The following is a 13,127-nucleotide window of genomic DNA, read 5'->3' as shown; positions in this document are numbered from 1 at the left end:
AGAGGACGATGGTTGCGGTAAGAAGTGCACATTTAAATAAAGCTGGTGAGTTTGACCCTCAAAAATGGATCGCAAGTCTGGGGATTTCCAGCCAGCAGTCGTGTGAACGCTTAACCGAAACCTGGGCCTATTGTTTACGCACAACGCAGGGGCATCCGGACGCTGAACTGCTGTTGTGGCGCGGCGTGGAGATGGTTGAAATTCTCTCCATGCTGAACATGGATATCGAAACGCTACAGGCCGCACTGCTGTTCCCCCTGGCGGACGCCGACGTGGTGACGGAAGACGTCCTGCGTGAAAGCGTCGGCCAGTCCGTCGTGGCGCTTATCCACGGCGTGCGTGACATGGCAGCCATTCGTCAGCTTAAAGCCGCGCAAACGGACTCTGTCTCTTCCGAGCAGGTGGATAACGTCCGTCGCATGCTGCTGGCGATGGTAGATGATTTCCGCTGCGTGGTGATCAAGCTGGCCGAACGGGTTGCCCATCTGCGTGAAGTGAAGGATGCGCCGGAAGACGAGCGCGTCCTGGCCGCTAAAGAGTGTACGAATATCTATGCGCCGCTGGCGAACCGTCTCGGTATCGGGCAACTGAAGTGGGAGCTGGAAGATTACTGCTTCCGCTATCTGCATCCGGCGGAATACAAACGCATTGCAAAATTGCTGCACGAACGCCGCATTGACCGCGAGCACTATATCGAGGAATTTGTCAGCGGGCTGCGCCAGTCGATGAAAGAGGAGAATGTGCGCGCCGAGGTCTACGGGCGTCCAAAGCACATCTACAGCATCTGGCGCAAAATGCAGAAGAAACATCTCGCCTTTGACGAGCTGTTTGACGTGCGCGCCGTACGTATCGTGGCGGAGCGTCTCCAGGACTGCTATGCCGCGCTGGGGATAGTGCATACTCACTTCCGCCATCTGCCGGATGAGTTCGATGACTACGTCGCCAACCCCAAACCAAACGGCTATCAGTCTATTCATACCGTGGTGCTCGGCCCTGGCGGCAAAACGGTGGAAATTCAGATCCGTACCAAACAGATGCACGAAGACGCCGAGCTGGGCGTGGCGGCGCACTGGAAATACAAAGAGGGTACCTCCGGCGGCGGTCGCTCCGGTCACGAGGACCGTATCGCCTGGCTGCGTAAGCTGATTGCGTGGCAGGAAGAGATGGCCGACTCCGGCGAAATGCTCGACGAAGTGCGCAGTCAGGTCTTCGACGATCGCGTCTACGTCTTTACCCCGAAAGGGGATGTTGTTGATTTGCCGGCAGGCTCCACGCCGCTCGATTTCGCCTACCACATCCACAGCGATGTGGGACACCGTTGCATCGGGGCGAAGATCGGCGGACGTATCGTACCGTTTACCTACCAGCTCCAGATGGGCGATCAGATTGAAATCATCACCCAGAAGCAGCCAAACCCAAGCCGCGACTGGCTGAATCCGAACCTCGGTTACGTTACCACCAGCCGTGGGCGCTCTAAAATCCACGCCTGGTTCCGCAAGCAGGATCGTGACAAGAACATCCTTGCCGGTCGTCAGATCCTGGACGACGAGCTGGAACATATCGGGATAAGCCTGAAAGAGGCGGAGAAATTCCTGCTGCCGCGCTACAACTTCAACGAGCTCGACGAACTGTTAGCGGCGATTGGTGGCGGCGATATCCGCCTGAACCAGATGGTGAACTTCCTGCAAGCGCAGTTCAACAAGCCAAGCGCAGCGGAGCAGGATGCGGCGGCGCTGAAACAGCTCCAGCAGAAAACCTACGCTCCGCAGCAGCGCAGCAAGGACAATGGCCGCGTGGTGGTTGAAGGGGTGGGTAACCTCATGCACCATATTGCCCGCTGCTGCCAGCCGATCCCGGGAGACGATATTGTCGGCTTTATCACCCAGGGGCGTGGGATCTCGATTCACCGCTCCGACTGCGATCAGCTTGCAGAGCTGCAATCGCATGCGCCGGAACGTATCGTGGAAGCCGTCTGGGGGGAGAGCTACTCGGCGGGTTACTCGCTGGTGGTGCGCGTCACTGCCAACGACCGCAGCGGCCTGCTGCGCGACATCACCACCATTCTCGCCAACGAGAAGGTCAACGTGCTGGGCGTTGCCAGCCGCAGCGATACCCGCGAGCAGCTTGCCACCATCGATATGACTATCGAAATCTATAACCTTCAGGTGCTGGGCCGCGTACTCGGCAAACTGAACCAGGTGCCGGATGTGATTGACGCGCGTCGTCTGCACGGCGGCTAAACATCCTCTTCTGTAGGCCGGGTAAGGCAACGCCGCCACCCGGCTCAGGCATTTAATGGAATCTGTTATGACTCAAATCGACCGCCTGCTTGGCATCATGAAACGCCTGCGCGACCCGGAAAACGGCTGCCCGTGGGATAAAGAGCAGACTTTCGCCACCATTGCGCCTTACACGCTGGAAGAGACCTACGAAGTGCTGGACGCGATTTCGCGCGAAGATTTCGACGACCTGCGCGGTGAGCTGGGCGACCTGCTGTTTCAGGTTGTGTTCTACGCGCAGATGGCGCAGGAAGAGGGGCGCTTTAACTTTGACGATATCTGCGCCGCTATCAGCGACAAGCTGGAGCGTCGTCATCCGCATATTTTTGGCGATGCCTCCGCAGGCAACAGTGCGGAAGTGCTGGCGCGCTGGGAGCAGATCAAAAGCGCCGAACGCGCTGAAAAATCCCAGCACTCGGCGCTGGACGACATTCCCCTGAACCTTCCCGCGCTGATGCGCGCGCACAAAATTCAAAAGCGCTGCTCGGCGGTAGGGTTTGACTGGACCTCTCTCGGCCCGGTGCTGGAAAAAGTGCACGAAGAGATCGACGAAGTGATGCATGAAGCGCAGCAGGCCGTTGTGGATGAAGCAAAGCTGGAAGAGGAGATGGGCGATCTGCTGTTTGCGACCGTCAACCTTTCGCGCCACCTCGGTGTAAAAGCGGAAACCGCCCTGCAAAAAGCGAACATTAAATTCGAACGACGCTTTCGCGAAGTTGAGCGGATTGTGGCCTCGCGCGGCCTGGAAATGAGCGGGATTGACCTCGACGCGATGGAAGAAGTCTGGCAGGAAGTAAAACGCCAGGAACATGATCTCTAACGAGATTTTGCGATCAAGCGCAATTTGTGTGATTTTTTAAATGACAAGCGCTTGATTTGCGTCAAAAACATTTACCCAAAAGGGGCTATTTTCTCACTCCTTATGTTTGTCATGGCCTGGAGTGGAGACGGAGAATGAAAGTTTGTGGCGCTCGTCGTGTTCGGGTATACTACTTTCCCGTCCTGGTTATTCCATCGTTTCACCCTAACTTCTCAGGTTCAGCATGACAACGAACTATATTTTTGTGACCGGCGGGGTCGTATCCTCTCTGGGTAAAGGCATTGCCGCAGCCTCCCTCGCAGCCATTCTTGAAGCCCGTGGCCTCAATGTGACCATGATGAAACTGGATCCGTACATCAACGTCGATCCTGGCACCATGAGCCCAACCCAACACGGGGAAGTGTTCGTTACTGAAGACGGCGCTGAAACCGATCTGGATCTTGGCCACTACGAGCGTTTCATCCGTACCAAAATGACCCGTCGTAACAACTTTACGACTGGCCGTATCTACTCTGACGTTCTGCGTAAAGAGCGCCGTGGTGACTACCTGGGCGCGACCGTGCAGGTCATCCCACACATCACTAACGCCATTAAAGAGCGTGTCCTTGCCGGTGGCGAAGGGCATGACGTTGTGCTGGTTGAAATCGGCGGTACCGTAGGGGATATCGAATCCCTGCCGTTCCTCGAAGCGATTCGTCAGCTGGCGGTAGATATTGGTCGTGAGCACGCGCTGTTCATGCACCTGACGCTGGTGCCTTACATGGCGGCAGCAGGTGAAGTGAAAACCAAACCGACTCAGCACTCTGTTAAAGAGCTACTCTCCATCGGTATTCAGCCTGACATCCTGGTTTGCCGTTCCGATCGCGCGATTCCGGCGAACGAACGCGCGAAAATTGCATTGTTCTGTAACGTGCCTGAAAAAGCCGTTATTTCAATGAAAGATGTCGATTCCATTTATAAAATCCCGGGCCTGTTGAAATCACAGGGTCTGGACGATTATATTTGTAAACGATTCAGCTTGAACTGTCCGGAAGCTAACCTGTCTGAATGGGAGCAGGTGATTTACGAAGAAGCCAATCCGGGCGGCGAAGTGACTATCGGTATGGTCGGCAAGTACATCGAACTGCCAGATGCCTATAAGTCAGTTATCGAAGCGCTGAAACACGGTGGTCTGAAGAATCGCGTCTCTGTGAACATCAAGCTGATTGATTCGCAGGATGTGGAGACGCGCGGCGTTGAAATTCTTAAAGATCTGGATGCGATTCTCATCCCTGGCGGCTTCGGCTACCGTGGTGTTGAAGGCAAGATCGCCACTGCACGCTATGCGCGTGAAAACAATATTCCATACCTCGGTATCTGCCTGGGTATGCAGGTTGCGCTGATTGAATTTGCGCGCAACGTAGCGGGAATGGAAAACGCGAACTCTACGGAATTTGTGCCAGACTGTAAGTACCCTGTTGTGGCGCTGATTACGGAATGGCGCGACGAAGACGGTAACGTCGAAGTCCGTACCGAGAAGAGCGATCTGGGTGGCACCATGCGTCTTGGCGCACAGGCCTGCCAGCTGTCCGACGATAGCGTGGTACGCAAGCTGTACGGCGAGCCGGTCATCACCGAGCGCCATCGTCACCGCTATGAAGTCAACAACATGTTGTTGAAACAAATTGAAGCTGCGGGTCTGCGTGTTGCGGGCCGTTCCGGGGATGATCAGTTAGTCGAGATCATCGAAGTGCCTAACCATCCGTGGTTCGTGGCCTGCCAATTCCACCCGGAATTTACTTCAACGCCGCGTGACGGGCATCCGCTGTTTGCAGGCTTCGTGAAAGCCGCCAGCGAGTACCAGAAGCGTCAGGCGAAGTAAAAAAAGTTAGAACGGCAACGCGTACCTTTGGTACGCGTTGTTTGTCTGGAGTTTTAGTTTAACTTGTACTGAGGAAAATCTAATGTCCAAAATCGTTAAAGTCATCGGTCGTGAAATCATCGACTCCCGTGGTAACCCGACCGTTGAAGCTGAAGTTCATCTGGAAGGTGGTTTCGTCGGTATGGCAGCGGCTCCATCAGGTGCTTCTACAGGTTCCCGCGAAGCGCTGGAACTGCGTGATGGCGACAAATCCCGTTTCATGGGCAAAGGCGTACTGAAAGCGGTTGGCGCTGTTAACGGTCCTATTGCTCAGGCTATCGTTGGCAAAGATGCTAAAGATCAGGCTGGCATCGACAAGATCATGATCGATCTGGACGGTACTGAAAACAAATCTAACTTCGGTGCGAACGCAATCCTGGCGGTTTCCCTGGCGAACGCCAAAGCGGCAGCGGCAGCTAAAGGCATGCCACTGTTCGAGCACATCGCTGAACTGAACGGCACCCCAGGCAAATACTCCATGCCTGTACCAATGATGAACATCATCAACGGTGGTGAGCACGCAGACAACAACGTTGATATTCAGGAATTCATGATTCAGCCAGTTGGCGCGAAAACCCTGAAAGAAGCGGTACGTATGGGTTCTGAAGTGTTCCACAACCTGGCTAAAGTTCTGAAAGCTAAAGGCATGAACACGGCTGTGGGTGACGAAGGCGGCTACGCGCCAAACCTGGGTTCTAACGCAGAAGCACTGGCTGTTATCGCTGAAGCGGTTAAAGCAGCAGGCTACGAGCTGGGCAAAGACATCACCCTGGCGATGGACTGTGCAGCGTCTGAATTCTACAAAGACGGTAAATACGTTCTGGCTGGCGAAGGCAACAAAGCGTTCACCTCTGAAGAGTTCACCCACTTCCTGGAAGACCTGACCAAACAGTACCCAATCGTGTCTATCGAAGACGGTCTGGACGAGTCTGACTGGGATGGTTTCGCATACCAGACCAAAGTACTGGGCGACAAAATCCAGCTGGTTGGTGACGATCTGTTCGTAACCAACACCAAGATCCTGAAAGAAGGCATCGAGAAAGGCATCGTTAACTCCATCCTGATCAAATTCAACCAGATCGGTTCTCTGACCGAAACGCTGGCTGCGATCAAAATGGCGAAAGACGCTGGCTACACCGCGGTTATCTCTCACCGTTCTGGCGAAACTGAAGACGCTACCATCGCTGACCTGGCTGTTGGTACCGCTGCTGGCCAGATCAAAACCGGTTCTATGAGCCGTTCTGACCGTGTTGCTAAATACAACCAGCTGATTCGTATCGAAGAAGCGCTGGGCGAAAAAGCACCTTACAACGGTCGTAAAGAGATCAAAGGCCAGGCATAAGCCCGAACCTTCGTTCTTATGAAAAAACCCGCTTCGGCGGGTTTTTTGTTTTCTATAGCAGAAGCGGCAACGTGGCGCTTGCCGTTTGCTGACTGACGTCACCGTAATGGCTGTCTACTGCAATAAGGGAAGTGGTTAGCAGTTCAACCAGCAGCATCACGCCAACCTTGGCGTTGAGCGCACCCGCGCTCAGCGGTCCCTCTGGCTTAGCTGCAACCAGCTGTAAATCGCTCAGGGAGGCCAGCGGGCTGCGAGGCGTATTGCTGAGCGCCAGTACCTTAACGCCCCGCTTGCGTGCGAGTTTCACCACGTGAAGCAGATCCCGTGTAGAGCCGGAACTTGAGATGGCCACCACCAGCGTCTCTTTCGAGAGCGTCGTCGCATTCATGGCGGCGCGATGCATATCGCTAAACAGCTGTGCAGGTTTGCCGAGTCGCAGCAGCTTGTAATGCAAATACTCCCCCAGAATTGCGCTGGCTGCCACTCCGTAAATTTGCACTGACTGCGCCAGATGAAGGGCCAGTGTCGCCTGTTCAAGCTGGGCCCGGTCGAGGAGTTTTGCGGTATCTTGCAGCGCCTGGACAGACTCATCCACCACGTTATCTATCGCATCTCCTGCCTGACGCTCCGGCAAACCCTGCTGAATATCCAGCGCAAGCGCCATTTTAAATTCGTTATATCCCTTACAGCCCAGCGTGCGGCAAAGGCGTGTGACGCTGGCCTCGCTGGTGCCGCTTTCACGCGCCAGCTCGGTGATCGTCAGGTAGAGCACCCTGGCAGGATCGTTGAGGACAAACTCCCCCAGTTTTTGTTGCGTTGGGCTGTACCCGGAAGCCTCCTGGCGTAGCTTCAGCAGCAGGTTTTCATGGTCCGACATGCTAGATCCTTAATGCGTTTCTCTGCCAACTAGTGTGGCGGAAAGCGGGGGAGAGATGCCAGTCATTTCGAAAAAGTATGATCGGCGTCCTGGTTTTTGGTGGTAATTTTCACAATTAAAAATATATGTGGTAAAAATTTTCATCAATAACCAGGGGGATAAAAAAATGATGCAAATGTTCAGCGGAGCGTCTTCCGGCGGATGGTTTGAAAAAGCGCAGCGCTTCGGCAAATCCTTTATGTTACCCATCGCCATACTGCCCGCAGCAGGTCTGTTGCTGGGGATCGGCGGGGCGCTATCGAATCCAAATACGCTTACTGCGTATCCATTTTTAGACGTTGGCTGGCTACAGGCCATCTTTACCATCATGAGCAGCGCAGGCTCGATTGTGTTTGCAAACCTGTCGGTACTGTTTGCTGTTGGGGTCGCCGTTGGGCTGGCGAAAAATGATAAAGGCACGGCAGGGCTGGCGGCGTTGCTCGCTTATCTGGTGATGAATGCCACTATCAATGCGCTGCTGATCCTGACCGGAAAACTGGCGCATGAGAACCCGGGCGCCGTAGGGCAGGGCATGACGCTGGGTATTCAGACGCTTGAAACGGGCGTGTTTGGTGGGGTAGTTATTGGGCTGGTGACCTGCGCACTGCATCATCGGTTTAATAAAATCGCGCTTCCGCAATTCCTGGGCTTTTTTGGCGGCTCACGCTTCGTTCCCATTATCAGCTCACTGGCGGCGATACTCGTCGGCGCGCTGATGACCGTGGTCTGGCCGCATTTTCAGAAGCTGATCTTTGGCCTCGGCGGGCTGGTGGATGCCACCGGCTATCTGGGGACTTTGCTGTACGGCTTCATCCTGCGCATGCTTGGCCCGTTTGGTTTGCACCACATCTTCTATCTTCCGTTCTGGACCACCGCGCTTGGCGGCAGTGAAATTGTTAACGGTCACCTGGTTGAGGGCACGCAGCGGATCTTCTTCGCCCAGCTCGCCGACCCGAACACGCAGCATTTCTATGAGGGCACGTCGCGCTTCATGTCCGGGCGCTTTATTACCATGATGTTTGGTCTGCTCGGCGCCTGCCTTGCGATGTACCACACGGCCAGGCCGGAGAACAAAAAGCGGGTTGCCGGGCTGCTGCTCTCTGCGGCGTTAACCTCATTCCTGACGGGAATTACCGAGCCCATAGAGTTCTCATTCCTGTTTATTGCCCCGGTGCTGTACGTCATTCATGCGCTGTTTGACGGGCTGGCGTTCATGCTCGCGCACATGCTGCACATCACCATCGGACAAACATTCTCCGGCGGGTTTATTGATTTCGTGCTGTTCGGCATTTTGCAGGGGGAAGCGAAAACTAACTGGATGTTCGTCCCGCTGGTGGGCGTACCGTGGTTCTTCCTTTACTACTGTACCTTCCGCTATCTGATCAAACGTTTTGATTTTGCCACGCCGGGCCGTGAAAAGGAGGCGTTGGCTGACGAGGCTACCCTGCCGCAAAGCGAGCGCGCCGCGGCGGTGATCGCCGGGCTGGGAGGAAAAGACAATCTGGATGACGTTGACTGCTGCGCCACGCGCCTTCGCGTCACGGTGAAAGACGGTAGCAAAGTCAATGAATCTGCACTGAAAGCGACCGGCGCCCGCGGCGTAATCGTCCGCGGCAACGGTGTCCAGGTCATCTATGGACCGCACGTCACCATTATCAAAAACGAAGTAGAAGAGATCTTATCGTAATGAAAACTGTACTGGATAACCTGAAAGGAAAACTGGTCGTCTCCTGCCAGGCGCTGGAAAACGAACCGTTGCACAGCCCGTTTATTATGTCGCGAATGGCGCTGGCGGCGGCCCAGGGCGGTGCCGCTGCGATCCGCGCCAATAGCGTGGTGGATATTGAGGCTATCAAAGGGCTGGTCTCACTGCCGGTAATCGGCATCATCAAACGAGACTATCCGGACAGCGAGGTGTTCATCACCGCAACGCTCAAAGAAGTGGATGAGCTGATGGCGGTCGCCCCGGAGATCGTTGCGCTGGATGCGACCGCCCGGAAACGGCCCGGTGGCGGATCGCTGGACATGCTGATCGCGCAGATCCGCGCTCGTTACCCTTCGCTGCTGCTGATGGCGGATATTGCCACCGTGCAGGAGGCTGTGGCCGCGCAGGCGCTGGGGTTTGATTGCGTCGGAACCACCCTTTACGGTTATACGGCGGAGACCGCGGGCCATTCGCTACCGGAAAATGACTGCGCGTTTTTGAAAGAGGTGCTGTCTGCCGTCACGATCCCCGTGATTGCCGAAGGTAACGTGGATACGCCTGAACGCGCGGCCAGGTGTCTGGCGCTGGGGGCGCACACGGTTGTCGTCGGCGGGGCGATCACCCGACCGCAGCAAATTACGGAACGGTTTATGGCGGCAATTGGCGCGCAAAGCACCGATGGAGCATGATCATCTGACGGGGATCTGCGATACTTATCGTTTATCCCCTTAACAGAGTTGACTATGCAGTACCCGATTAACGAGATGTTCCAGACCCTGCAAGGCGAGGGTTACTTTACCGGCGTTCCCGCTATTTTTATTCGTTTACAGGGATGCCCGGTTGGCTGCGCCTGGTGTGATACCAAACATACGTGGGATAAACTCGCAGATCGGGAAGTGTCGCTGTTCAGCATTCTGGCGAAAACCAAAGAGAGCGATAAATGGGGCGCGGGCAGCGCGGAAGATCTGCTTGCCATTATTGGTCGTCAGGGCTGGACGGCGCGGCACGTGGTGATCACCGGTGGGGAACCCTGCATTCACGATCTGATGCCGCTCACCGAACTGCTCGAGAAGAACGGCTATAGCTGTCAGATCGAAACCAGCGGCACCCATGAAGTGCGCTGCTCCCATTCAACGTGGGTAACGGTTTCACCGAAAGTGAATATGCGTGGTGGGTATGACGTACTGTCGCAGGCGCTTGAGCGTGCTGATGAGATCAAACATCCGGTGGGGCGCGTGCGTGACATCGAAGCGCTGGATGAACTGCTGGCGACGCTGACGGACGAAAAGCAGCGCGTGATCGCGCTACAGCCTATCAGCCAGAAAGACGATGCGACCCGTCTGTGCATTGAAACCTGTATCGCCCGCAACTGGCGGCTGTCGATGCAGACGCACAAATATCTGAACATTGCCTGATACTTTTGTGGCCCCGCTTAACGCGGGGCTTTTGTTGTTGGCAGTAAAGCCCAGGTCACGACTGCCGACCCAAGGCAAATCGCACTGTTGAAAAGCAAGGCATACTGCGCGGCACTGGCCGTTCCCATCGGCAGCCATAGCGCGTACAGCGATGCGGTGACCGCGATCCCCATTGCGCCGCCCAGGGAACTGCCCATCTTATAGATCCCTGAAGCCACCCCCACTTTGTTTTCAGGGGCATTCATTACCGCCGTGTCCGTTGAGGGCGTGGCGTAACATCCGAGCCCCAGCCCGAATAAAATATTGCTCAGAAAAACGGTAACAATGTAGACCTCTTTGCTTAAGAAGGTGCATGAAATCAGCGAAATACCTGTTGCGGTCAGCAGCGGGCCGGTCATCATCGGCAGCCTGGCGCCATAGCGCTGAAGCAGTTTTTCACCCACCCGGATCATCGCCAGTACGGTAACCAGATACCCCAGCGTCATCATGCCGGTCTGTAGCGGTGACAGATGATGGCCCTGCTGCAACCAGATGCTGGCGATCATCATGGTGCCAATGCAGCCGTTGAGCAGGAAATTTGAGAATACCGAGGCGCTATAGGCCCGGTTTTTAAACAGGGCGAAATCGATCAGCGCCGCATCGCCTTTCCGCCGCCCGGTAACGATAAAGCACATCAGTGCAATCACGGCTCCACACAGTACAAGAAGCGATAAACTGCTGCTCCAGCCCCAGCGGTGTCCTTTGCTGATAAACAGATTGAACAGCACCAGCATAAGGACAAAACTCACCAGGCCGCTGATATCCAGTTTGTGTCGACACGCATCAGGGCTGCGGCTTTCCGGCGTGGCGCGGATAAGCAATAGCGCGGCCAGAGCCACCACCATCGACAGAATAAAAATCCAGCGCCAGCCCAGCGTGGTGGCAATGGCACCTCCCACAAACGAGCTCAGGCCACTCCCGCCCCATGAACCGATAACCCAGAAACTGATTGCGCGCTGGCGTGCTTTACCTTCATACCAGGTCTTAATCAGCGCCAGCGTGGCGGGCATGATGCACGCCGCTGATAGCCCCTGTATCGCTCTTCCCAACAGAAACAGGATGGGCTCCCATGAAATGAACAGCAGACCACTCCCGATCATGCTCAGGATCAGGCCAATCATGGTCAGGCGCATGCGCCCAAACTTATCGGCAAACCCACCGCAGGCGACGACAAAACAGCCGCTGAACAACGCGCTCAGGCTGACGGCCAGCGTAAGGGTTTCGAGGGCAATATCGAGGCTATTCTGCATGGCCGGAACCACGTTGATAACCGACTGGGCAAACAGCCAGAATGTCAGAACGCTCATGACGATACCCGCCAGCAGCCGATCGTTACCGGCGTAGGCGGATGCGCCTGTCAGGGAAACGGTACTCATAGTGCAGCCCTCCCGGGAAGGTGCGAATCAGCGCAGATAGTGTTCGGTCAGTGCGGCCCACAGCGCCGCGCCGGTGAGGAGAATGTTGTCGTTAAAGTCGTAGCCCGGGTTATGTACCATGCAGCGGTCAGGCTCATCCCCGGCGCCAAGCGTGAAATAGCAGCCATTGGGATTTTTCTCGAGCATGAAAGCAAAGTCCTCGCTGCCCATAAACGCATTGACCTCCGCGACGGCATCCTGACCGAACAGATCGGTGGCGACGCTGCGCACCATCTCGTTGGCTTGCGGATTGTTTTTCAGCACCGGGCTGCCGTTAATGTGTCGAATGGTGGCCGTCGCATTGAAACTTTCCGCCTGTGCAACGGCGATATTATGGATACGCTGTAGCACGGTTTGTCGCACGCGTTCATCCAGCGTGCGAACGGTAAGTTTCATCAATACCTTGTCGTTGATAATGTTGGGAGCGTGCCCGGCCTGAATGCTGCCTACGGTAACGACGGCTGGCTGGAAGGGGGTAATGTTGCGCGAAACAATCGACTGCAAAGCGATAGTGATATGGCAGGCAACCAGGGTGGCGTCAACGGTATGTTCTGGCACCGCGCCGTGCCCCCCCACGCCGTTAACCTCAATATGAAGGGTGTCGGAAGAGGCCATCATGGCGCCATCGCGCAGACCAATTTTTCCGAGGGGCTGTGACGGCATATTGTGCAGACCGAAGATGTGGTCGCAGGGGAACAGGTCAAACAAACCGTCCTCTACCATAACGCGTCCGCCATACAGAAGTTCTTCCGCGGGCTGAAAAATAAGGTGCAGCGTGCCGTTAAAATTGCGGGTGCGTGCCAGGTACTCCGCTGCATACAGGAGCGTTGTGGTGTGGCCGTCATGACCGCAGCCGTGGAATTTACCCTCAACGGTACTGCTCCACGCCTTGCCGTTGTTTTCCTGCATTGGCAGCGCATCCATATCGGCGCGCAGGCCCAGGCGTTTATGCCCGTTACCCACCTTCAGTGTGCCGACCACACCGGTTTTCGCCAGGCCGCGATGAACCTCATATCCCCATTCCTGAAGCAGCGCTGCAACGCGATCGCTCGTGTTGTGCTCCTCAAAACCAATTTCAGGATGCTGATGAAAATAGCGACGTAATTCAGTGAACCTAGCTTCGTTGCCACGCAGAGCTTCGATAATTGGATGTGTCATTTTTGTTATCCTTTTTCTGCCAAACGATGATAATTTCGAGTCTATGACGATCGTCCCGCCTGAAAATGCATTTTTTTGTTGTAAAGCGACGGCTTTATTTTGATTGTTTTTCATACAATTCAGTTATGACAAAAAAGA

The 13,127-nt window shown here is 55.3% G+C and carries 10 protein-coding genes; 7 read left to right on the top strand and 3 right to left on the bottom strand.

Going from position 1 to position 13,127, the window contains the following annotated elements; genetic code table 11:
- The first annotated feature begins 8 nt into the window (after nucleotides 1–8).
- From relA to eno, 4 genes are all read left to right on the top strand, one after another.
- Nucleotides 9–2,240, top strand: coding sequence for a GTP diphosphokinase (gene relA / locus RS584_RS18535; protein ID WP_003862722.1), 2,232 nt, complete (start codon nucleotides 9–11; stop codon nucleotides 2,238–2,240).
- 67 nt (nucleotides 2,241–2,307) lie between these two features.
- Nucleotides 2,308–3,099, top strand: a complete 792-nt coding sequence (mazG, locus tag RS584_RS18530) for a nucleoside triphosphate pyrophosphohydrolase (RefSeq protein ID WP_003862720.1) — start codon at nucleotides 2,308–2,310, stop codon at nucleotides 3,097–3,099.
- A 223-nt stretch (nucleotides 3,100–3,322) separates the two neighbouring features.
- On the top strand, nucleotides 3,323–4,960 hold the full coding sequence (pyrG, locus tag RS584_RS18525; protein WP_003862718.1) for a glutamine hydrolyzing CTP synthase: 1,638 nt from the start codon (nucleotides 3,323–3,325) through the stop codon (nucleotides 4,958–4,960).
- Between the two features lie 82 nt (nucleotides 4,961–5,042).
- On the top strand, nucleotides 5,043–6,341 hold the full coding sequence (eno, locus tag RS584_RS18520) for a phosphopyruvate hydratase (RefSeq protein ID WP_006811784.1): 1,299 nt from the start codon (nucleotides 5,043–5,045) through the stop codon (nucleotides 6,339–6,341).
- Between the two features lie 52 nt (nucleotides 6,342–6,393).
- On the opposite strand, the gene RS584_RS18515 is transcribed toward eno, so the two are convergent.
- Nucleotides 6,394–7,218 (bottom strand): MurR/RpiR family transcriptional regulator, encoded by an 825-nt coding sequence (locus RS584_RS18515; protein ID WP_193042445.1) that lies wholly within the window; start codon nucleotides 7,216–7,218, stop codon nucleotides 6,394–6,396.
- Between the two features lie 166 nt (nucleotides 7,219–7,384).
- Here RS584_RS18515 and RS584_RS18510 point away from each other — a divergent pair, with 166 nt between their 5' ends.
- Genes RS584_RS18510 through queE form a run of 3 tightly spaced genes read left to right on the top strand, consistent with a single transcriptional unit; the run spans nucleotide 7,385 to nucleotide 10,377 of the window.
- A complete protein-coding gene (locus RS584_RS18510) occupies nucleotides 7,385–8,944 on the top strand; it encodes a maltose/glucose-specific PTS transporter subunit IIC (RefSeq protein WP_017382825.1) in 1,560 nt (519 codons plus the stop codon).
- Nucleotides 8,944–9,651: an N-acetylmannosamine-6-phosphate 2-epimerase gene (locus RS584_RS18505; protein ID WP_315748436.1), complete on the top strand. Its 708-nt coding sequence runs from the start codon at nucleotides 8,944–8,946 to the stop codon at nucleotides 9,649–9,651. The genes RS584_RS18510 and RS584_RS18505 overlap by 1 nt, the downstream gene beginning before the upstream one ends.
- Before the next feature lie 54 nt (nucleotides 9,652–9,705).
- Nucleotides 9,706–10,377, top strand: a complete 672-nt coding sequence (gene queE / locus RS584_RS18500; protein ID WP_006811780.1) for a 7-carboxy-7-deazaguanine synthase QueE — start codon at nucleotides 9,706–9,708, stop codon at nucleotides 10,375–10,377.
- 17 nt (nucleotides 10,378–10,394) lie between these two features.
- On the opposite strand, the gene RS584_RS18495 is transcribed toward queE, so the two are convergent.
- Both RS584_RS18495 and RS584_RS18490 read right to left on the bottom strand, forming a co-directional pair.
- Nucleotides 10,395–11,792 carry an MFS transporter gene (locus RS584_RS18495; protein WP_315748435.1) on the bottom strand — a complete coding sequence of 466 codons (1,398 nt, stop codon included), beginning with the start codon at nucleotides 11,790–11,792 and terminating at the stop codon, nucleotides 10,395–10,397.
- A 27-nt stretch (nucleotides 11,793–11,819) separates the two neighbouring features.
- The gene (locus RS584_RS18490) at nucleotides 11,820–12,989 is read right to left on the bottom strand and encodes a M20 aminoacylase family protein (RefSeq protein ID WP_315748434.1); all 1,170 of its coding nucleotides are present in this window, start codon (nucleotides 12,987–12,989) and stop codon (nucleotides 11,820–11,822) included.
- Between the last annotated feature and the right edge of the window lie 138 nt (nucleotides 12,990–13,127).

Origin of the sequence: Enterobacter sp. DTU_2021_1002640_1_SI_PRY_ASU_LCPMC_013 (genome assembly GCF_032389435.1) — a bacterium.
In the GTDB taxonomy this organism is placed as follows: domain Bacteria; phylum Pseudomonadota; class Gammaproteobacteria; order Enterobacterales; family Enterobacteriaceae; genus Enterobacter; species Enterobacter hormaechei_C.
Note: the sequence above shows the minus strand (reverse complement) of the source record. Positions and strands in the feature narration are given on the sequence as shown.